The following is a 20,128-nucleotide window of genomic DNA, read 5'->3' on the forward strand; positions in this document are numbered from 1 at the left end:
CATCGGGGGGGCCCTTCGGGGTGCTGGCGATTGTCGCTGTGACCCAGTCCACCACGAAGGTGCCTCCCCTTCCATCGAAACTGTCAACCGGGCCCACCCCCATTTCGGCTCTCTTTGCGACAGAGCCTGTGCTCGGCGGAGCGTTCCAGCAGGTGGTCAACGGGCTGGTCGAGTTCGTGCTCATGCCGATGCTCAGCTATGTCACCCCGGAGGTGGAGACGCTGGCCGACTGGACGATTGGCCGAATCCGGATCGGAGCGTTTCTCGCCGCGATCGTGAACTTCGCGCTGATCGCGATCGCCCTGTTCCTGGTCATCAGAAAGGTGATCGGCTCAATCCGCAAGGCCATCGACCCGCCCGACCCGTCCGAGCCGACGACCAAGGAGTGCCCGTTCTGCCTGTCGAAGATCCCTGATCAGGCGAGCCGGTGTGCGTATTGCACGTCCGACCTTCCCCCGGTTCTGAAACCGGCGCGGGGAGGGGTGCCGGGGGCCTGATCCAGGTGGCGAGCGGGCGGCTGGGGCCGTTGACGATCGGCCGTTGTGGAAGCACACTCCTCGGGTCGGACCCCCTCCCCTGCCCCGCCCATCGACCCGGACGATCGCGATGCGGTATGCCCTGAAGGACTCCCGCCTGGGTCTGAGGAATTCGACGACCCGATTGCCCTTCCGTTACGGAGCGGCGACGCTCAGCCGATGCCCCCAGGCGTTGCTGGAGGTGACGATCGAGGTCGAGGGCCGGCCCCATCGGGGCTGGTCGGGCGATTGCCTGCCTCCGGGCTGGTTCGACAAGACGCCGGGCCGGTCGTACCGCGAGCAGGTCGCCGACCTGATCGGCTCGGTCGCCATCGCCCGGTCGGCGTTCGCCGAGATTGCCCGCAAACCAATCGGGTTCTTCGACTCCTGGCTGGAGGCGGATCGATACTCCCGGACCGAGGGGGAGCGTCGGAGATTCAACCCGTTGCTGGCCGGCTTCGGGGTGAGCCTGGTCGAGCGGGCGATCATGGATGCGCTGGCCCGGGCCGCCGGGCTTGGCTTCTCGGCGGCGATCCGGCGCGACCTGTTCCGGATCGAGCCGGGGAAGGTCCATCCGGAGTTGACCGGTCTGCGACCGGCCGATTGGTTGCCCGATCGGCCGAGGGAATCGGTCCTCGTCCGCCATACCGTCGGGCTGCTCGACCCGCTGACCGCCTCGGAGATCGCCGAGGAAGCGCGAGTCGATGACGGGCTGCCCCAGGCGCTGGAGGAGTCCATCGATCGATGCGGGTTGCGGGGGTTCAAGATCAAGCTCTCGGGAGAGACGGACTGCGACCGGGACCGCCTCGCTCGGATCGCGGCGATCCTCGATCGCCTGGGAGAACGCCCGGCGATCGTCACGCTCGACGGCAACGAGCAGTTCAAGGACGCCTGGGCGGTGTGTTCGCTGTTCGAGTCGCTGCGATCGGAGCCGAGCCTCAATCGGCTGCTGGACCGGGTCGTCGCCATCGAGCAGCCGTTGGAGCGCTCGATCGCTCTCGACTCGAGTCACTCGGAGGCCATCCGGGCCCTCTCGGCCTGGAGGCCGGTGATCATCGACGAGTCGGACGGGTCCTCGGACGCCTACCCAAAGGCGCTGGAAGTCGGCTACCGGGGGGTGAGCAGCAAGAGTTGCAAGGGGCCGGTCAAATCGTTGTTGAATGCCGGCGTGACGTGGGTGCGGAACGATCGAGGCGCTCGGACGGATCTGATCATGACGGGAGAGGACCTGTGCTCGGTTGGGGTCGTCCCGGTGCAATCGGATCTCTGCCTGGTCGCGACGCTTGGCCTGGGGCACGTCGAGCGGAACGGTCACTACTATCACCCCGGGCTGTCGTACCTCCCCGAGGCCGACCGTCGGGCGGCGCTGGCGGCGCACCCCGATTTTTACGCCGAGCAGGGCACGATCATCGGCCCGGCCGTCCGCGACGGCCGCTTCGAGATTGGCTCGCTTCGCTGCGCCGGTTTTGGTTTCGCGGTGGAGCCGAGCTTCGAGTCGTACACCAGCGAGGAGGACTGGCGATTCGAATCACTCGGTCTCGACGACCTCCCCGGGCCGACCGGCTGAGTGATCAGTCGACCAGCCCGCGACGCTTGAGGCTGGGGCGGCAGTAGTCGAGCAGCCCGAGTTCGGTGAGCTCCTCGACGATCAGCTCCCGGGAGGGGATCACGAGTGAGGCGCGGACGCCATCGAGCAGGGCGCCGACAAACAGCTCTCGGGCACGGAACAGGGCCTCTCGGACCCAGGCGGAGGAGATCGGTTTCCCCAGTTCTGCGGACAGGAGAACGGCGAGTTCCGGGGACCGCTTCCCGGGATTACGGGAGCGGATTTGAAGAACGGTGTGCAGGGGCTGGCCGGTCTGCTCCTGGTGTCGGGAGAGGGCGGCCCAGGCCTGAGCCATCAACTCCCGTCGCCAGCTCTCGGTGAACTGCCGGTCGAAGTCGGGCAGCTCCTGCTCGGGAGCGATCGGCTCGGGGACATCGTCGGAGTCGATTGAGACGGCCGATTGTCGACGACGCTTCCGGAGGTGATCAAGCATCAGATTCCGCAGGGCTCGCTTCAGAAAGTCCCGGAAGCGGCCCCGAGTGGGATCGGCGCGATGGAGGTCGCCGCGGAGGAAACGGAGGGCGAACTCCTGGTCAAGTTCGGCGGCGAGGTCGGGGTCTCGGAGCGCGCCGAGGAGGTAGCGGTGCACGGCGCCGGCGTACCGGGCCATGAGCCGGGTCTGGGCGGCCGAGACCTCGGCGGGGGGGCCATTGTGGGCCTGAAAGACCAGGTCCCATTCGGTCGAGATGCGGCTCAGGTAAGCAGATTCGTTTCGCATCGCCGGGTACCTCGCCTCAGATTAAGGTCGGAGATCGGCGTGTTTGGATCGGGTTATCACCTCGCGCGAGTGTCTATTGTATCGATCACCCGAGGCCGGGCGATATGGACTCCATCCGGGTCTCGGCCTCGAATCGGCCCGATCGTCGGGAATGCCTGTCGGTACGAAAAAAATGAAAGGAAAGTCCTAACAGTGCCGAGCGGCCGCCGTATGGGAAGGTGAGCGATCGTCGGCTCCATGCTCGCGGAGGGGGCCGCCGGGCCTGAGACGAATCGTCGGCCCGATCGAGATCGATCCGCCTGCGGAGCTCCCACCGATCCAGGGGCGAGCCCGGGGGTGGTCCGCGCCTGGCATACCCCGGGAAGGGGAGGAAAGTCATGGAGACGGTCGTCGTCATGGTTCGGGACGAGCACCCTCTGATCCAACTCGGCCTCCTCGACCCGCTGTTCCTGGTCGAGGGCGTGGCGATCAGGGTCGTCGGTGTCACGGGACGTCCCTCTCGTCGGCGCTTGCTCTCGTCGCGCAACCGTCGGGCCCTCCGGTTGATCACGCGGGGAGGGGGCATTGCCGAGCTCGCCGATCGGCTCCGGCTTCCGCTGGAGCGAGCTGAGGCCATTCATGAGGAGCTGATCAGGATGCTGGGACTGGACCGGATCGTCTCCCAGGTTCGGGCTGCCTTCGGCGCCCGGATGCTCGGGGATGGCGAGATGCTGCTCCGCCGACCGGAGGCCCGTGATCTCCACCCGTCCGAGGTGTCCTCGACTCCGGAGCGAACGATGACCGATCTCGACCTGGTGCGTGTCTTCTTCCCTGACGCGGAGGCCCGGCGGCGGGACGGGGGCTGGGAGATCGTCTCCGATCCGCAGCACCGCTCCCACCGGCTGGGAGAGGGAGCGACCGAGGCCGAGGCCTGGTCCTCGGCCGTGCTCCGACTCTGGAAGGATGACTGGTTCCGCCCGCTCATCGTGCAGATCCGATCGATGGCGGCCGAGGATCAGGGAGGGGCTTGACCCGGGCCCTCCCGCCTTGCGATGCTCAACTCCGGCCTGCCCGATCGGCCGAGCGGAGGCATCGCTGTGATCCGGACGACCGTCGTCGGCAGCTATCCCGCCCCGAGCTGGTTGCGTGCCTTCCCGTCCCGGGAGGCCCGGCTCGATGCCCTGCGATCGGTCCTGAAGATCCAGGAACTCGCCGGCCTGGACGTGATTGGCGACGGCGAGCTTGGCCGATTCGACCCGAATCATCCCGAAACCAACGGGATGATCGATGCCTTCGTTCGTCCGATGGGTGGCGTCTCGGTGGAGCCGACCACCGAGCAGGTCCGCCGCTGGCGGGCCGACCCGGCGATGTCCTATCGCTCCCGGCCCGCGGGCATCGTCGTCGGCCCGATCGTCGAGGGGAGACTCGACCTTCCCTCGGAGGACGCCGAGGTCGCCGCCCTGACCGACCTCCCCCGCAAGTTCACCCTGACCAGTCCCTACATGCTCGCCCGAGTGCTCGGGGACGAGTACTATGGAGATCGGAAGGCGGTGGTCCTCGCCATCGCCGACGTGCTCGCCCGGCAAGTCCAGGGGCTCTCGGCGAGCGTTCTCCAGGTGGACGAGGCGAACGTCACCGGCAACCCTGACGACGCCCCGATCGCGGCGGAGGGGATCAACCGCCTCCTCCGATCGGCCAGGGGAGAGAAGGCCGTTCACCTCTGCTTCGGCAACTACGGCGGACAGGTAATCCAGCGCGGGGCGTATAAGACGCTCCTCGCCTTCCTGAACGCGCTGGAGGTCGACCACCTCGTCCTGGAACTGGCCCGCCGTCCGGAGGCCGACCTGCAGGCGCTCCTCGGCGTCGACCCGAGGATCGGCCTGGGGATCGGAGTGATCGACATCAAGGACAACGTTGTCGAGACCCCCGAGGTCGTCGCCAGGCGGATCGAGCGGGCGGCTTCGGTCCTGGGTGCCGATCGGCTCCGCTTCGTTCACCCGGATTGCGGCCTCTGGATGCTTCCCCGGGCCGTGGCCGACGCCAAGCTTCGGGCCCTCGTCCGAGGCCGGGATTTGTTTGAGGGGCGATGACGCCCCGTCCCTCGTCGTCCCTTCGGCCCCGATTGCGTGAAACGGATCCATCGATACGGAGCCAACCCGAGATGCACCGCCCGCTGATGGCCCTGGCACTGGCCCTGGGGATGCCGCTGACCCCCTTGGCGAACGCCGACCTGCATTCCTACGTCACCACACCCGACCCGAGCTATCGCTGGGAGCAGACCAAGAACGATACGACGCCGATCGGGACGGTCCATCACCTCGACCTGACCTCCCAGACCTGGCGGGACATCCCCTGGACGCATCAGTTCCGGATCTACGAGCCGGCCCAGGTCGACCACGAGGACATCATGGTCCTCTTCATCACTGGGGGGAGCAGCCGATCGCAGCACAAGCCGTCGGACGATCTGCAGGCCTTCGCGATCGCCTCGGCCGCTGGCTGTCGGGTCGCGGTCCTGCCTCAGGTGCCCAACCAGCCGCTGCTGGGGGACCGCGTCGAGGACGACCTGATCAGCGAGACGTTCGTGAACTTTCTGGAGACTGGCGAGGAGGATTGGCCGCTGCTGCAACCGATGGTCAAGAGCGCCGTCCGGGCGATGGACGCCGCCCAGGAGTTCGGCGAACGTCGGGGACGGCCCGTCTCGCGGTTCGTCGTCACCGGCGCCTCGAAGCGGGGCTGGACGACCTGGCTGACCGGCGCCGTGGACGACCGCGTCGCCGCGATCGCGCCGATGGTCATCCCCACACTAAACATGAAGGCCAACACCGAGAATCAGATGGCCCTTTGGGGCAAGTACAGCGAGCAGATCGAGGACTACACCCGCCGGGGGCTAACCGAGACGTTTGACACCGAGGAAGGTAGGAAACTCTGGCGGATCGTCGACCCCTACTTCTACCTCGACCGAATCGACATCCCCGTGCTGCAAATCAACGGCACGAACGACCGCTACTGGACCCACGACTCGATGCGGTTTTACTGGGATGACATCCGAGGGCCGAAGTCCGTCATCTACCTGCCCAACGCCGGACACGGCCTGGAGGAGCACCGGGACTACGCCATCAACGGCCTGGGCGCCCTGGTCCGCCAGTTGGCGACGGGAGCCGAGCGGCCTCGGTTCTCCTGGCGAACGGTCGACGAGGGTGGGGTCGCGCACTACATCCTGACCGTCCCGTCCGGCCCCATGCCGAAGGAAGTCAAGGTCTGGGTGGCTCGCTCCTCCGACCGCGATCTCCGCGACGACCGGTACGAGAGCCAGGCGGTTGCACCGGAGCTGGGCGGAGGCTCGGCGACCTGGACCCTTTCCCTCGACCGGCCGGAGTCAGGCTCCGTGGCGGCCCTGTTCGACCTCACCTTCGAAATCGACGGAATCGACTACCACCTGACCACACCGATCCATGAGTTCCGCCCGGATCCGAGCGAGGATACCGGTGTCGGTGAGCAGGATTAAGCCGATGGGCGTCGTCCTCTCGGTGAATGTTGGCCGCCCCCTTCTGAAGCTGTGGAGGGGGCGGCCAACCTCGACGGCGATCTTCAAGACGCCGGTCGAGGGTCGAATCATGGCCCGGCGGGAGGGCCTGGAAGGGGACCAGCAGTCGGACCGCTCCGTGCACGGCGGGCCAGACAAGGCGGTCTACGTCTACCCGAGCGAGCATTACGACGCCTGGCGTGCCGAGCTACCGGGAGTCGAGCTGCCTTGGGGGGCGTTCGGGGAGAATCTGTCGATCTCCGGAGGCTGGCGGGAGGACGGGATCCGCATCGGCGATCGCTTCCGGATCGGCGACGCCGAGTTCGAAGTCTCTCAGCCCCGGCTCCCTTGCTTCAAGCTGAACCTGCGCTTCGATCGCCCGGACATGGTCAAGCGAATGCTCTCATCCGGGCGTTTCGGTTTCTACTTCCGCGTGAGGAGCGAGGGGAAGATTGGTGCCGGGGATGCCGTCGCTCGCATCGGTCGCTCCGATTGGGATCTGACCATCTCCGAGGCCGCGCGGGCGATGGCGATCGACAAGGAGGACGGCGATCTGATCCGGAGGGCCGCCGACGTCGAGGCGCTGCCCGACGACTGGCGAGCCGAGTTCCGGGGGCGCCTGGATCGGATGGGAGGGACCGGAGCGCCCTGACCGGCGGCTCTCCCCAGCGTCGGGTCCGGCTCAGAGGACGGTGAAGTAGTTCTCGGCCGCGAAGTCAAAGTACTCCGGCTTCATTTCCAGCGGCAGATCGTTGTAGATGCAGTAATTTTTCACCTGAAGCAGCAGGTCGCGCGGCTGGCAGCAACGGAAGGGGCGGTTGATGCGGCGGTAGTGGTGTTCGATCAGGTGGTCGACCGAGGCCTGATCAATCTCTCGGAAGCCGAGCTTCGGCGCGAAGATCTCAATCATACGGCGGAACATCGCCTCGGTCGGATCGGAGGCGTTGATCTTGTAGGGGATGCGGCGCAGGAACGCCTCATCGACCAGGTCCTTGGGCTCCAGGTTGGTGGAGAAGAGGATCAACTGGTCGAAGGGGACTCGGATCTGCTTGCCGTTGGGCAGGCGAAGAAAGTCGTATCGTTTCTCCAGCGGAACGATCCAGCGGTTGAGCAGCTCGATCGGGGCCATCCTCTGGCGGCCGAAATCATCGATGAGGAAGGTGCCGCAGTTGGACTTCATCTGGAGGGGGGCCTCGCAGATTTTATTGTCCCGATCGTAGTAGATTTCCAGCGCTTCCATGGTCAGCTCGCCGCCCGCGACGATGGTGGGCCTTTTGATTTCGACCCAGCGGTCATCCTGGTCGTCCTCGCGGAGGAGGCTGCTGCGGACGTTCTCGATCGGCTCGTGGTTGGCTGGGTCGAAGAGCTTGAGGATTTGGCCTTCGACGAGAATGGTGCGCGGGATCCAGACCGTGGTGCCGAAGCATCGGGTGATGCGTTCGGCGATGCTCGTCTTGCCGTTCCCGGGGTAACCATAGAGGAACAGGCCCTTGCCCGAGTTGATGGCCGGACCAAGCATCCGGAACATGTCTTCGGAGATCAGCAGATCGGAGAACGCACGGCGGAGGTCGGCCTCCTTGGGATTCTCCGTGGCGATTGATTGCGCCTCCACCGAGGCGACGTAGTCGGCGAACGGAACCGGGGCGGTGCCGACGTAGGCGCATTCCTCCAGGTATCCGCGGGCCCGGGCTCGGCCGGCGTCGGTGAGTGAGAAGTGGTAGTCGTTGGCCGCGGCGGCGTCGGTGTAGGTGACGATCTGCTGGGCCTTGAGGCCCCGGAGGAATTCCGGGAAGGGGCCGAAGGGCAGGCCGAGCTCGTGGGCGACCTTCCGGCCGCTGGCGACGCCGACGCCGAGCAAGTATTTCAGGACCAGCGACTCGATCAGCGCGGGGTTCAAGCCGGCGGAGGCGAAGTCGGTGACCGCCTTCGGTCGGAACGGCGCAGCCTCCTTGGCCTCGGTCGGGGGAAGGGGGCTCGTCGCGATGCTCACGGTCCGGTTCTCCCGGGGCCGGGGAGTGTCGGGGGCTGGAGTTCGGGGGTGGTTGGCCCTTCCTCGCCGAACAGGGCCGCCCGGAGCGCCTCCCAGGCGCAGACCTCGTGGAATCGGATGCCAATCTCAGCGGGTTGGCCCAGCAAGACGCCGAGCCAGCCGGGGCCGGAGATCCGGGCGACGGTCCCCTCGATCCAGCCGATGTTCATGGCGCTCACCGGCCGGATCCAGATCAGGTTCCCCCGTCGAGGGGCAACCCGAGACACGACGGCCGCCCCGCCCTGCCCGACGTCAAGGACCACCGCCTGCTCGACGCGGGGCTTCCCCTCGGGCCACCAGCCCATCCAGCACCGGACGCCGACCGACGCGAAGCGCGGCCAGGCCCGGCGATCAGCCGGCCGAGCCGCGCGCTGATTAGCGATAACGAAGTCGGATCGGTGGCGCAGCTTGGACATTGACTTCAAGGGTTTGCGCAATCTCTTGCCCCGGCCCGCCCTTCGGCGATCGTCGAGACCCGTCGGGGAAGGACGGGGGTTCCCAGTGTCCGGGGCGGAGCGTCGACCCGGCGCCGACTGGCCCGCTATCGGGACCCTAGGTCGCGGTCGGCGGCCGGTCAATCCGGGTCCGAGTCGGGGCCTCCGACCTCGAGCGACTCGGCGATTCGGCCTATCGCCGGCGCCGGGGCCCGCAGCAGGATGCGCCTCGACTCCAGACCGGTGGGATCGATCCGAAGCCACCAGGAGTCGTCCGGCAGGCGGTCGGCGACGGTGTCGGCCCATTCGACAAGACAGATCCCCGATCGTCCGAAGTAGTCGCCGGGGCCGAGGGCGTCGAAGGCGTCGGGGTGATCGAGGCGGTAGGCGTCGAAGTGGTAAACCGGCAGGCGCCCTTCGTATTCGTGGATCAGCACAAAGGTTGGGCTCGCGATCGCTCCCGGGTCGACGCCGAGCGCCTCGGCGATCGCTCGGGAGAGCCTCGTCTTGCCGGCCCCGAGCGGCCCTACCAGGGCGAGGACGTCCCCCGGACCGACGGCCGAGGCGATCGCCTTGCCCAGGCGAACCGTCTCCTCCTCCGAGGTCACCGAAACCACCAGCTCGCCGGTCTGCCGATCAACCCGCATCGCCATCCCCCCGGCTCGCCAGGTGATCGAACCCTCGGGTTCGCACCGGTTCGATCTTCCCTTTGGGGGAGCGGAGCCTTAGCCCCGGGCCGTCGTCGATCGTGCCAACCCGAGTCAGCCGGACGCCTCCTGGTGGCGAAGCCAGCAGGGCAGAGGCCGCCCCGGGCGGGACGATGACGCAGAGTTCGAAATCCTCGCCGTCGCCGAGAGCGTGCTCCAGAGGAGGACGCCCCGTCTGGTCGGCAAGCCGGAAGGCGTCCGAGTGGATCGGAATCGCCTCGGCGTCGAGGCACGCCCCAAGGCCGCCGCTGGCTTCAAGGACGTGGCCGAGGTCGGAGGCGAGACCGTCCGAGAGGTCGATCAGGGCATGCAATTCCGCTGATTCAAGCAGGGCCAGGGCCTCGACGACTCTCGGCTCCGGCCTCAGGTGTCGACCGAGGATGCTGCCGCCGAGCGGCCCGGTGACGAGGACGGCATCCCCCGGCCTGGCGCCCGACCGGGTGATGGGGCCGGGAGCGTCTGCCTCCCCAATCGCGGTGACGCAGACGACCAGCGGCCCTTCCCAGGCGTTCGTGTCGCCGCCGGCCAGGGTGAGGCCGAAGCGGTCGGCCAGAGGGGCCATGCCGTCCATCAGGCCGAGGGCGACCTCGGCGGCCGAACTCCTCGGCAGCGCCACGGCGACGAAGGCCGCGACCGGCCGGGCGGCCATCGCGGCGAGGTCCGACAGGTTCACCGCCAGGCTCTTATATCCGGCCGCCTCGGCGCCGCACTCGGAGAAGAGGAAGTGGCGGCCATCGAGGAGGAGGTCCGTCGTCACCACGAGGGACGAGCCGGGCCGACCTGGGGAGAGGACCGCCGCGTCGTCGCCGATCCCCAGCGCCACTCCGGGATGCGGGACCGCCCGCGCTCGGAGGAGGCGGATCAGCTCGAATTCGCCCAACGGCCCGACCGGCGTGGTCATTCTTGGCCCCCTCGGCCGGCGAGGACGGCTCGGACGGCCTGCTCGGCGGCCCGATCCAGCAGGGCGTCCGCGTCGGCGATCGCCTCGTCGAGCGACATGGGCCGGTCGCAGATGCTGAAATAGGCGGAGACGCCGGCCTTGAGCAGGGCTCTGGCCCCCGGCTTGATTCCGCCGGCCAGGACGATGACCGGGCAGCCCGCCTCCCGGGCGAGCTGGGCGACCCCGGCGACGGTCTTTCCGTGGGCGGTCTGCTCGTCGAGCAGTCCCTCGGCCGAGACGCAGAGGTCAACCTGCCTGAGCCGATCGGTCAGGCCGACCGTCCGGGCGATCAGCTCGACCCCCCGCTCCAGCCGCCCTCCCGCGAAGGCGACCAGACCCGCCCCCAGGCCTCCCGCGGCGCCGGCGCCCGGCAGGTCGGCCACGTCTTGGCCGAGGTCGCGGGCGATCACTCTGGCCAGCCTTGCCAGGTTGCGGTCGAGGAGTCGGATGGCGTTCGCGTCGGCGCCCTTCTGCGGCCCGTAGACCGCCGAGGCGCCCTCGGGGCCGCAGAGGGGGTTGGTGACGTCGCAGGCCACGGCAATCTCGACACGATCGAGCCGGCTGTCTCGCCCGCGAGGGTCGATTCGATCGAGCCGTTCCAGGGGGCCTCCGCCGGGGGGGAGATCGTTCCCCTCCTCGTCGAGCAGGCGATAGCCGAGGGCAGCGGCCATGCCGGTCCCACCGTCGTTGGTGGCGCTGCCGCCGATGCCGACGATGATGCGATCGGCCCCGGAGTCGAGCGCGGCTCGGATTAATTCCCCTGTCCCGAACGTGGTGGCGACGGTCGGATCGAGGCGGTCGGGAGGGACGAGAACGAGACCCGAGGCCGAGGCCATCTCGACGAAGGCCGTGCGCCCATCCCCGGAGATCCCGAATCGGGCGTCGACCGGGTCGCCGAGCGGGCCGGTGGCCCGGATCGTGCGGAAGGTGCCGGTTGTGGCGGTCACGAGGGCGTCGACGGTCCCCTCGCCGCCGTCGGCCATCGGGACCTCGTCGATTTCGGCCTCGGGATCGGCCCGGCGGGCTCCCCGGGCGATGGCCCGGGCGGCGGAGACGGCCGAGAGGCTTCCCTTGAATTTGTCGGGGGCGATGAGGATGCGCATCGGGGGCTCCCGGGTCCGGCTCGGCTCAACGATAGCCGATCTCGGGGGGAGCGGCCAAGGCGGAGCCGGCCGCCAACCGGCGGGAAGGAGGGCGAGTGAGAACCGGGTTCCGGAGCGGGGAGCTGGAACCCGGGGGAAGAGTGGGGATGCCGAAGGGGGAGGCGGGGGACGATCCCAGGGGAGATCGCCCCCCTTCGAGGTGCCTTCGTCGATCGTCTCGGTGCCGGATTCAGAGGGAATCGGGGGCGACGAGTCGCCAGGATGATCGATTATCGCACCGGATTGCCGACGGCCTGGGCCTGGTAGACGTCGGTCAGGCTCAGGGTCCCCTGATGGAGAATGTTGGAGCGGACGATGTAATACGGCACGGCCTGGGCACCGACGGACTCGGCCTGGCGGAGGATGTACAGGATGTTTTCGGGGCGGATCGTCTCGAGGTGGCGATCGCCGACGTGCATGCCGACGAGGATGTCCCCGGGGCGGATGGCGGCGCGGTCGGCCAGGCTACCGGGGAGGATCTCGCGGACGTAGAGGCCTCCCCGGAGCTTCGGCGAGGCGACGGCGACATAGTCCTGGGAGACGTGCTGGGTCTTGATCCCGAGCAGTCGCCAGAGCTGGTCGTCTGGCTCGATCGCCGGGGACTCGGAGGCGGCGGCCGCCGCCTGGCCGAGGGGGCGAAGCGTCAGGGAGAGCTCCCGACGCTCTCCCCCTCGGTCGACGACCACGGCGGCCGGCTTGCCCTGGCCGGCGTCGAGCAGAGCACGCTCCAGGTCGATCGGATTGGTGACCTCCAGGTTGTTCGCCTGGACGATCTGGTCCCCGGGCTTCAGGCCGGCCTCCTCGGCGGGACTACCGGCCTCGATCGCCGAGACGACGACGCGGCGGGCGCCGTCGAGGACGCGCTCGACCGCGACCAGGCCATGCCAGGCGCCGACGAGCCGTCGGGTGCTGATCATCTCGGCGGCCACGGGCTTGACGTCGTCGATCGGGAGGGCGAAGCCGATTCCCTGGGCGCCGGCCCGGGTGGCGACGTTGATGCCGATCAGCTCGCCATCGATGTTGATCAGCGGACCGCCGGAATTGCCGGGGTTGATGCCGGCGTCGGTCTGAATCAGGTTGCGGTAGACCTGATCGTCGGCCAGGGTCACGTTGCGGCCCAGGGCGCTGATGATGCCGGTGGAGGTGGTGTTCTCGTAGCCGAAGGCGTTTCCGATGGTGATGACCGTCTCTCCGATCATCAGGTCGGACGAGGTGCCGATGGCGATGGCCGGCAAGGGTCGGCCGGCATCGACCTTCAGCAGGGCGAGGTCCATCGCGCGATCCTCCTGGAGGACCCGGGCGGGGTAGGAGGAGCCGTCGGCGAGGTAGACTCGGATATCGGCGACCTTGTCGACCACGTGCTGGTTGGTGAGCACGAAGCCGCGTTCGTCGAGGATCACGCCGGTTCCCATGCCGCTGACCAGCGGGCGGCGGTTCTCCTCGGCGGAGAAGGGCCATCGGCTATTGGATTGGGCCCGCTTCTCGCTGGTGATGTTGACGACCGCGGGCATCGCCCGTTCGATCGCCTCGACCAGCGGCGTCCTCCTCGACGCCAGGCCCCCGGCGGCGGCCGCGGTCGGCGCCGAGGGGCCCGTCGAGGCCCCGGCCGCCACAACCATCAGCCAGAAGATCCAACGCCGCGTCATCCAGGGCAAGAGCACGTTGGTGGTCCTCTCTGCGGGTCCTCGGTTCGCCGGCCCGCCGGCGCGGCCAGGCACGTTCTTCGTCCCATTGATCGTCCCCCGGTCCCTTCCGCGTTCGCGCCCAGTCGGCCCAGTTTGGCGGCGGGCACGCCACTCCCAGCACATCCCGAACAAACCCCCGGGGCCGCCGTCCGCCCCCGAGAGAATCGCTCAACCCCGAAGCGAGGACGCCGACGCCCCGACGACGCCCCCTCCCCCTCGCCTCCCGCCAATCGATCCTTCATAATGAACGATCCGCTCCCGGGCGGCGTAGGATCACGAAGACCCCCCCGGCGATCGACCGACCGGGGGACCCGTGGGTTTCTCCTCCGCCACGTAAAAAACAAGGAATCCCCCCTGTGACGACCACGTCCACAACGCCCTCCCTCGACATTTTCGACGAGATCGAGGCGCTCAAGCGCGAGCAGGATGCCACCATCCTGGCCCACTACTACCAGAACGGCGAGATTCAGGAGCTGGCCGACTTCACCGGCGATAGCCTCAAGCTCGCCCGGGCCGCCACGACCGTCAGCACCGGCACCATCGTCTTCTGCGGCGTCCACTTCATGGCCGAAACGGCCAAGATCCTGAACCCCGAGAAGCGCGTTCTCCTGCCTGACCCCCTGGCCGGTTGCAGCCTGGCCGACAGCTGCCCCGCTCCGCTCCTCAAACGCCGGCAGGAGGCCCTCCGCGCCGAGGGCCGGCGGTTCCAGACTGTGGCCTACATCAACAGCACCGCGAGTGTGAAGGCCCTCTCCGACTGGATCGTCACCTCGGGCAATGCCGAGGAGATCATCCGTCGGGTGCCCGAGGAGTTCGAGATCCTCTTCGTGCCCGACCGCCACCTCGGCTCCTACCTTGAAGAGGTCACTGGCCGCACGATGATCCTCTGGGAGGGCTCGTGCATGGTCCACGAGGTCTTCAGCGTCAATGACCTGCTCCGCATGAAGCGCCGCAAGCCCGACGCGAAGACGGTCGCCCACCCGGAATGCCCGGCGAACATCCGAGAGCACGCCGACTTCATCGGCGGCACCGAGGCGATGATCCGGTTCGTCGACCGCTTCGCGTCTCCGACCGAGTTCCTCGTGGCCACCGAGGCCAACATGCTCTGGCAGCTCCAGCACGCCGTCCCCCGGCATACTTATCTCCCCGTGCCGGGAATCACGTGCGCCTGCAACAACTGCCCGCACATGGCCCGGAACACGCTGGAGAAGTTGCGCGACTGCCTGAAGAACGGAGCCCCCGAGATTCGGTGGCGGCCAGAGTTCGACCGGGCGGCCGAGTCCCTGAGGCGGAGTTTCTTCGAGTGATCGAAGGACGCCCCGGCCGGGGCCGCCTTGTTGGAGGCCCCGGCTGGTCTGAGGCCGGCTCAACGCTTCCGTTTGGCAGCGGACGAGAGGCCCTTGGAGATGAGGTCGAAGGCCTCGGCGGGCTTAAGGTCCTCGAGGATGTCGAACATCACCGAGAGCACCCGGCTCACATCGGCGGCGTTGATCTGCACCTTCGGCGTGTCAGCCTTGCGGGCGACTTCCTGGTAGAACTCGGTCAACTTCATCGGCGAGTCCCCCTCGTGGGTTCGCTGACCATCGTCCCCGGCGCTCTGGCCGGAGGTCGGGACGATTCCACTCGGTCCACCTTGACGATACCCTATGTATTGACAATACGCATGAATCGTATCCCACCCGATCCCCGTCCCGGGCCGGTTGTAGCGATGGGGAGGAATATCCGTCACCCTCAGGCCGGACCTGACGCCCCTGGCCCGGACGGATAGAATGGGATGATGCCGCCGGGGATGCGTCATCACCAACCGGGACGGAGGCCGACGTCATGGGTCAGGCCGAGCCGACGGGGACGGATCGGGAGTCGCCGGACGCGGGGACGGGGGCCGTCGAGGAGGTCGAGGTCCGGGGCCACATCGTCGACTCGCTGCTGCTGCCCAAGGTGCTCGACCGCATCCTCCAGATGGGCGGCAGCTTCGAGATCCGGGAGTGCGTCATCGGCACGCGCCGCGTCGACCCGAGCCGAGCGGTGATCGCCGTGCGGGCCGAAACCCCAGAGAAACTCGACGAGATTGTCGGCGACCTGATCGAGCACGGGGCCTGGCCACTGCATGCCGAGGACGCCCGGGTTGTTCCCGCCGACGTCGCGGGCGCCTTTCCCGAGGGATTCTACAGCACGACCAACCAACCGACCCAGGTTCGCGTGGGCGGCCGTTGGATCGACGTGCTCGATCAGGAGATGGACTGCGGGCTGACGGTCTCCGGAGATCCGCCGACGGCCCGTTGCGTGGCGATGGCAGACGTGCCTCTCGGCATGCCGATCGTCGTCGGCCACGTCGGCGTTCGGGTCGTGCCGCTCGAGCGGCCGAGGGATGCCAGCCCGTTCGCCTTTATGAGTTCTCGCGTCTCCAGTGAGAAGCCCAAGGCGGTGAGCCTGCGGAGCGTCGCCGGGTCGATCCGGGCTACCCGCCAGGCCGGCAAGAAGGTGCTGCTGGTCGGCGGCCCGGCGATCGTGCACACCGGGTCGGCCGGGCATGTCGCGAGGCTGATCCGGGAGGGATGGATCCAGCTCCTCTTCGCCGGAAACGCCCTGGCGACACACGACATCGAGCAGGCGTTCTACAACACGAGCCTCGGGGTCGACCTCGAGAAGGGAGAGGCCCTCGAACACGGCCACGAGCACCACCTGCGGGCGATCAACACGATCCGGAGGCTCGGCGGCATCCGCCAGGCGGTCGAGTCGGGACGGCTGACCTCGGGGATCATGTATGAGTGCATCCGATCGGGGGTCGACTACGTGCTCGCCGGGTCGATCCGGGACGACGGCCCCTTGCCGGACGTGATCACGGACACGCTGGCCGCCCAGCGGGCCATGAGAGCGGCGATCAAGGACGTGGGCTTCGCGCTGCTGATCGCCTCGGCCCTGCACGGGATCGCCACGGGGAACCTGCTGCCGGCCTCGGTTCAGGTCGTCTGCGTCGACATCAACCCCGCGACCGTCACCAAGCTGGCCGATCGGGGCACGTTCCAGACGATCGGCATGGTCACCGACGTGGAGCCGTTTCTCCGATCGCTCGCCGCGGAGCTCGCCGGCCCCTGAGCCAAGCGCCTGATCGCGACGGATGAGCGGGAGGACCCGCCATGGTCAAAACGCCTTGGATCCTGATGTGCCCTCCTCGGTTCTACGGGATCGAGTACGAGATCAACCCGTGGATGAACCGCCGGGTCAAGAGCGACCCGGACAAGGCCGCTCGCCAATGGCAGGCGCTGCACGACGCGCTCATCGGCCTCGGCGCGGCAGTCGAACTGCTCGAGCCGGTCGAAGGGCTCCCGGATCTTGTCTTCACCGCCAACGCGGGCCTCGTCTATCGCGATCTTTTCCTGAGTTCCCGCTTTCGCTACGGCGAGCGGCAGGGGGAGACACCTGTCTTCGACCGCTGGTTCGCGGAGCACGGCTTCCGCGTCGAGCACACCCCCGACGGGATGCACTTCGAGGGGGCCGGCGACGCCCTCTTCTGTGGCGAGACCCTGTTCGCCGGCTACCGGTTCCGATCGGACGCGAGGACGATGTCATGGGTCGGCGACCGGCTCGGGGTCGAGGTCTTGCCTCTGGAGCTGGTCGACCCGAGATATTATCATCTCGACACTTGCTTCTGCCCGATCGCCCCCAACGCGGCGATCTACTTTCCCGGCGCCTTCGACGAGTATGGCCGATCGGTGCTCCAGGACCGGATCTGGACCCTGATCGAGGTGTCGGCTGAGGAGGCGTTCTCCTTCAGTTGCAACGCGGTGGTCGTCGGCCGGTCGGTTCTGCTCAACCGGGGGGCGCCGAAGCTGGCCAGGGAGCTGGAGCGGCTCGGCTTCGCGGCGGTTCCCCTGGACCTGACCGAGTTCATCAAGGCCGGGGGAAGCGCCAAGTGCCTGACCTTCCGGCTTGACGGCGAGGACGCCGCCTCGTGGCGGACGGCCGCCAGTGCCGCCACCGGCTGAGCCCCCCGGATCGCGGCCCGGAAGGATCGAAGGATGCGAACGCTCTACGTCCTCCGTCACGGTATCGCTCTCCCGAGCGGGACGCCCTCCGTTGAGGAGGGGGAACGCCCGCTGACCCCGAAGGGGAGGCGTCGGATGGAGCAGGTGGCCCAGGGATTGAAGGCGATGCGGATCCAGCCCGACCGAATCGTCACCAGCCCCCTGCCCCGGGCCGAACAGACGGCGGAGATCGTCGCGAAGGCGCTGGGTCTGGCGGATCGAGTCGAACGAGATGAGGCCCTGCTCGCCCATCAGTCGGCTGCCGCGATCCGGTCCTGGCTGAGCGGCCAGGAGGGCGAGGAGGTGATGATCGTCGGCCACAACCCCGCCTTCTCGGAGCTGGTCACCGTGCTGCCGATGGGAGACGACGCTCCCCCGATCTGCGCGCTGAAGAAGGGGGGCCTGGCTTGCTTCGCTGTGGAGGGACCGGGGGTGTACCGGCTCGACTGGCTGGCCCCCCCCCGGCTTCTGAGGCGAATCCGCCGCTGATCCGGAATCACTTCCCGAGAACGGGTTGCATCAAGGCCGCTTCCGAGATGGGGCCGGAGGATGCTCCGATTGGCGGAGCAAATCCAACGGCATGCTTGCCCTCCCAATCGCGTCAGCGGAACCTGACGGGCAGTCCCAGCCCGTCGACCGCCGAGGCGACGGCCGCCGGCAGCTCTCGGCGCGTCGCCTGCTCCTGGAGCGCGGTCTGGGCTCGGATGGCGGGACCATCGGGAGGGGGCGAGAGGCGGCGGTACGTGCCATCGGGCTGAAGCTCGCGGGCCTTGACGTTGTCGGCGAGGTAGACGCCGAGGATCTCGCGGACGATGCGGTCATGCAGCCTCGGCTCCTCGACGGGGAAGAGCAGTTCGACGCGTCGGTTGAAGTTGCGCGGCATCCAGTCGGCCGAGGAGAGGTACAACTCCGGGGCGTCTCCGTTCTGGAAGTACACGATCCGCGAGTGTTCGAGGAACTTGTCGATGATGCTGATAACCCGGATGTTCTCCGAGACCCCCGGCACCCCGGGACGGAGGCAGCAGATGCCCCGGACGATCAGGTCGACCTTCACGCCGGATCGGGAGGCGGCGTAGAGGGCCGCGATCGCCCTGGGGTCGACCAGCGCGTTCATCTTCGCGATGATCCGGGCGGGTCGGCCGGCCTCGGCGTGCTGACGCTCTCGATCGATCATCTCCAGCACTTTGTCGACCAGGTGGAACGGCGCGACGTGGAGTTTCCGCCAGTCGTGGCCGTGGGAGTATCCGGTCAACAGGTTGAACAGGGCGGAGGCGTCATCGCCGAACTCGGGGCTGCAGGTGAAGAGGCCGAGGTCGGTGTAGAGCCGGGCCGTCGTCGGGTTGTAGTTGCCGGTGCCGAGATGAATGTAGCGACGGATTCCGTCTGGCTCTCGACGGACGACCAGGGCGGCCTTGCAGTGCGTCTTCAGCCCGACCATGCCATAGACGACGTGCACGCCGGCTTTCTGGAGCATGCGGGCCTTGGAGATATTGTTCTCCTCGTCGAGCCGGGCCTGGATCTCGACGAGCACCGTCACCTGCTTGCCGTTGCCGGCGGCCCGGGCGAGGGCGTCGATGATCGGGTTGTCTTCGGCGGTGCGATAGAGCGTCTGCTTGATCGCCAGCACCTGAGGATCGACGGCCGCCTGCTCGATGAGCTGGACCACGGCGTCAAACGACTCAAACGGGTGGTGAACGAGGATGTCCTGCTCCCGGATCGCGTCGAAGATCGTCGGTCGAGCGGAGATGGGCGTTGGCAGTCGGGGCTCCCAGGGCGGCTCCTTCAGTTCTCGGTAGCCCTCGATCTTGCAGAGGGCCGCCAACGCCGAGAGCGCCACTGGTCCAGAGACTCGATAGACGTCGCGATCGTCCAGGTCCAGCGCCGGGGCGGTCTGCAGGAGGGAGGCGAAGGCGTCGTCGGCCCGGTCGGAGATCTCCATCCGAACGGCGTCGCCCCACATCCGCTTGCGCAGGTTTTCCTGGATGATCGAGAGGAGGCTCGACTTGACCTCGCTCTCCTGGATGCTGAGGTCGCTGTTGCGCGTGACGCGGAACGGAGCGTAGCCGACGACCCGGAAGCCGCCGAAGAGGGAGTCGAGCCGGGGGCCGATGACGTCTTCCAGCAGCACGAACCGATGTCGCCCCGGCTCCTCGACCGGCAGGCGGACCAGGCGGCTGAGCACTCCGGGAACCTGGAGGACCGCGTAGAGCAGCCGAGGGGTCTGGGCCCCGCCGCGGTCGCGGTCCTGGCCTTCCAGTCGGAGGATGAGGTTGAGGCTTTTGTTATGCAGGTGGGGGAATGGGTGGGCTGGGTCGATCGCCAGCGGGGTGAGGACGGGGTAGACTTCGGACTCGAAATACGAGTCGAGGAACGCGGTTTCCTCGGCGGTCACTTCCTCGGGGTCGACGACCTCGATCCCCACCTCGGCCAGCTTCGGGCGGAGATCCTGCAGCCAGGTTTCGTATTGCCGGGAGACAAAGTCGCGAACTCGCTTGGCGATCTCGACGAGCTGAGCCATCGGGCTCATCCCGTCGGGGGGAGGATCCTGGGGCTCGAGCTGCTCGAAAATCTGAGCCTGGAGGCCGGCGACGCGGACCTCGAAGAACTCGTCGAGATTCGAGGCGGTGATCGCCAGGAATCGCAGGCGCTCCAGCAGCGGGACGGTCGGGTCCCGGGCCTCCTCCAACACCCGCTCGTTGAAGTCGAGCCAGCTCAACTCGCGGTTGAGGAACAGCGAGGGGTCGAGCGCCGAGCCCTCCGGGACCCCCTCGGGGCTGGCATAGGGAATGGGGATCGCCTCGGTTTGGATCGGCTCGGACATCGGG

General features: G+C 67.9%; 19 protein-coding genes. 10 read left to right on the forward strand and 9 right to left on the reverse strand.

Going from position 1 to position 20,128, the window contains the following annotated elements; all coding sequences use genetic code 11:
* Together TsocGM_RS12455 and TsocGM_RS12460 are read left to right on the forward strand one after the other, a co-directional pair.
* Positions 1-497: MscL family protein (locus TsocGM_RS12455; protein WP_233578798.1), on the forward strand; the 497-nt coding region annotated here is incomplete at its 5' end.
* A gap of 109 nt (positions 498-606) precedes the next feature.
* Positions 607-2,082 (forward strand): mandelate racemase, encoded by a 1,476-nt coding sequence (locus tag TsocGM_RS12460; protein ID WP_126725704.1) that lies wholly within the window; start codon positions 607-609, stop codon positions 2,080-2,082.
* Between the two features lie 4 nt (positions 2,083-2,086).
* On the opposite strand, the gene TsocGM_RS12465 is transcribed toward TsocGM_RS12460, so the two are convergent.
* On the reverse strand, positions 2,087-2,839 hold the full coding sequence (locus tag TsocGM_RS12465) for an RNA polymerase sigma factor (protein ID WP_126725705.1): 753 nt from the start codon (positions 2,837-2,839) through the stop codon (positions 2,087-2,089).
* Positions 2,840-3,216: 377 nt separating this feature from the next.
* Here TsocGM_RS12465 and TsocGM_RS12470 point away from each other — a divergent pair, with 377 nt between their 5' ends.
* The 4 genes from TsocGM_RS12470 (at position 3,217) to TsocGM_RS12485 (ending at position 6,993) form a co-directional block, all read left to right on the forward strand.
* Positions 3,217-3,849, forward strand: coding sequence for an immunoglobulin domain-containing family protein (locus TsocGM_RS12470; RefSeq protein WP_126725706.1), 633 nt, complete (start codon positions 3,217-3,219; stop codon positions 3,847-3,849).
* A gap of 66 nt (positions 3,850-3,915) precedes the next feature.
* Positions 3,916-4,908 carry a cobalamin-independent methionine synthase II family protein gene (locus TsocGM_RS12475; protein WP_199756770.1) on the forward strand — a complete coding sequence of 331 codons (993 nt, stop codon included), beginning with the start codon at positions 3,916-3,918 and terminating at the stop codon, positions 4,906-4,908.
* Positions 4,909-4,979: 71 nt separating this feature from the next.
* Positions 4,980-6,323: a PhoPQ-activated pathogenicity-related family protein gene (locus TsocGM_RS12480; RefSeq protein ID WP_158633522.1), complete on the forward strand. Its 1,344-nt coding sequence runs from the start codon at positions 4,980-4,982 to the stop codon at positions 6,321-6,323.
* Positions 6,310-6,993, forward strand: coding sequence for an MOSC domain-containing protein (locus TsocGM_RS12485; protein ID WP_233578800.1), 684 nt, complete (start codon positions 6,310-6,312; stop codon positions 6,991-6,993). Before TsocGM_RS12480 ends, TsocGM_RS12485 begins: the two co-directional genes overlap by 14 nt.
* Before the next feature lie 30 nt (positions 6,994-7,023).
* On the opposite strand, the gene TsocGM_RS12490 is transcribed toward TsocGM_RS12485, so the two are convergent.
* From TsocGM_RS12490 to TsocGM_RS12515, 6 genes are all read right to left on the reverse strand, one after another.
* On the reverse strand, positions 7,024-8,331 hold the full coding sequence (locus TsocGM_RS12490; protein ID WP_126725709.1) for a P-loop NTPase family protein: 1,308 nt from the start codon (positions 8,329-8,331) through the stop codon (positions 7,024-7,026).
* Positions 8,328-8,786, reverse strand: a complete 459-nt coding sequence (locus tag TsocGM_RS12495; protein WP_126725710.1) for a hypothetical protein — start codon at positions 8,784-8,786, stop codon at positions 8,328-8,330. The genes TsocGM_RS12490 and TsocGM_RS12495 overlap by 4 nt, the downstream gene beginning before the upstream one ends.
* A gap of 158 nt (positions 8,787-8,944) precedes the next feature.
* A complete protein-coding gene (gene tsaE, locus TsocGM_RS12500) occupies positions 8,945-9,457 on the reverse strand; it encodes a tRNA (adenosine(37)-N6)-threonylcarbamoyltransferase complex ATPase subunit type 1 TsaE (RefSeq protein WP_233578804.1) in 513 nt (170 codons plus the stop codon).
* Complete coding sequence (locus TsocGM_RS12505) at positions 9,441-10,412, reverse strand: thiamine-phosphate kinase (protein WP_126725711.1); 972 nt, start codon at positions 10,410-10,412, stop codon at positions 9,441-9,443. Before TsocGM_RS12505 ends, tsaE begins: the two co-directional genes overlap by 17 nt.
* Positions 10,409-11,554: a glycerate kinase gene (locus tag TsocGM_RS12510; protein WP_126725712.1), complete on the reverse strand. Its 1,146-nt coding sequence runs from the start codon at positions 11,552-11,554 to the stop codon at positions 10,409-10,411. The genes TsocGM_RS12505 and TsocGM_RS12510 overlap by 4 nt, the downstream gene beginning before the upstream one ends.
* Positions 11,555-11,823: 269 nt before the next feature.
* Positions 11,824-13,254, reverse strand: coding sequence for a trypsin-like peptidase domain-containing protein (locus tag TsocGM_RS12515; protein WP_233578806.1), 1,431 nt, complete (start codon positions 13,252-13,254; stop codon positions 11,824-11,826).
* A gap of 380 nt (positions 13,255-13,634) precedes the next feature.
* Between TsocGM_RS12515 and nadA the strand changes: the two genes are divergently transcribed.
* Entirely contained in the window at positions 13,635-14,585 is a 951-nt protein-coding gene (gene nadA / locus TsocGM_RS12520; protein ID WP_126725713.1) for a quinolinate synthase NadA, read from the forward strand.
* A 59-nt stretch (positions 14,586-14,644) separates the two neighbouring features.
* Here the strand turns inward: nadA and TsocGM_RS12525 are convergent, their stop codons facing one another.
* Positions 14,645-14,830, reverse strand: a complete 186-nt coding sequence (locus TsocGM_RS12525; protein ID WP_126725714.1) for a hypothetical protein — start codon at positions 14,828-14,830, stop codon at positions 14,645-14,647.
* 272 nt (positions 14,831-15,102) lie between these two features.
* Between TsocGM_RS12525 and TsocGM_RS12530 the strand changes: the two genes are divergently transcribed.
* The 3 genes from TsocGM_RS12530 to sixA are packed head-to-tail and all read left to right on the forward strand — an operon-like array spanning position 15,103 to position 17,792.
* Positions 15,103-16,374, forward strand: coding sequence for an ornithine cyclodeaminase (locus TsocGM_RS12530; protein ID WP_126725715.1), 1,272 nt, complete (start codon positions 15,103-15,105; stop codon positions 16,372-16,374).
* A 41-nt stretch (positions 16,375-16,415) separates the two neighbouring features.
* Complete coding sequence (locus TsocGM_RS12535) at positions 16,416-17,264, forward strand: dimethylarginine dimethylaminohydrolase family protein (RefSeq protein WP_126725716.1); 849 nt, start codon at positions 16,416-16,418, stop codon at positions 17,262-17,264.
* Positions 17,265-17,297: 33 nt separating this feature from the next.
* Positions 17,298-17,792 (forward strand): phosphohistidine phosphatase SixA, encoded by a 495-nt coding sequence (gene sixA, locus TsocGM_RS12540; RefSeq protein WP_126725717.1) that lies wholly within the window; start codon positions 17,298-17,300, stop codon positions 17,790-17,792.
* A 112-nt stretch (positions 17,793-17,904) separates the two neighbouring features.
* Here the strand turns inward: sixA and ppk1 are convergent, their stop codons facing one another.
* Positions 17,905-20,124 (reverse strand): polyphosphate kinase 1, encoded by a 2,220-nt coding sequence (gene ppk1, locus TsocGM_RS12545; protein WP_126725718.1) that lies wholly within the window; start codon positions 20,122-20,124, stop codon positions 17,905-17,907.
* Positions 20,125-20,128 lie beyond the last annotated feature (4 nt).

The organism is Tautonia sociabilis, from assembly GCF_003977685.1.
Lineage (GTDB): Bacteria > Planctomycetota > Planctomycetia > Isosphaerales > Isosphaeraceae > Tautonia > Tautonia sociabilis.

Coding starts and splice junctions, on each gene's coding strand:
- TsocGM_RS12460 (WP_126725704.1), top strand. CDS start 607: ATGCGGTATGCCCTGAAGGACTCCCGCCTGGGTCTGAGGAATTCGACG.
- TsocGM_RS12465 (WP_126725705.1), bottom strand. CDS start 2,839: ATGCGAAACGAATCTGCTTACCTGAGCCGCATCTCGACCGAATGGGAC.
- TsocGM_RS12470 (WP_126725706.1), top strand. CDS start 3,217: ATGGAGACGGTCGTCGTCATGGTTCGGGACGAGCACCCTCTGATCCAA.
- TsocGM_RS12480 (WP_158633522.1), top strand. CDS start 4,980: ATGCACCGCCCGCTGATGGCCCTGGCACTGGCCCTGGGGATGCCGCTG.
- TsocGM_RS12495 (WP_126725710.1), bottom strand. CDS start 8,786: ATGTCCAAGCTGCGCCACCGATCCGACTTCGTTATCGCTAATCAGCGC.
- tsaE (WP_233578804.1), bottom strand. CDS start 9,457: ATGGCGATGCGGGTTGATCGGCAGACCGGCGAGCTGGTGGTTTCGGTG.
- TsocGM_RS12505 (WP_126725711.1), bottom strand. CDS start 10,412: ATGACCACGCCGGTCGGGCCGTTGGGCGAATTCGAGCTGATCCGCCTC.
- TsocGM_RS12510 (WP_126725712.1), bottom strand. CDS start 11,554: ATGCGCATCCTCATCGCCCCCGACAAATTCAAGGGAAGCCTCTCGGCC.
- TsocGM_RS12525 (WP_126725714.1), bottom strand. CDS start 14,830: ATGAAGTTGACCGAGTTCTACCAGGAAGTCGCCCGCAAGGCTGACACG.
- TsocGM_RS12530 (WP_126725715.1), top strand. CDS start 15,103: ATGGGTCAGGCCGAGCCGACGGGGACGGATCGGGAGTCGCCGGACGCG.
- TsocGM_RS12535 (WP_126725716.1), top strand. CDS start 16,416: ATGGTCAAAACGCCTTGGATCCTGATGTGCCCTCCTCGGTTCTACGGG.
- sixA (WP_126725717.1), top strand. CDS start 17,298: ATGCGAACGCTCTACGTCCTCCGTCACGGTATCGCTCTCCCGAGCGGG.
- ppk1 (WP_126725718.1), bottom strand. CDS start 20,124: ATGTCCGAGCCGATCCAAACCGAGGCGATCCCCATTCCCTATGCCAGC.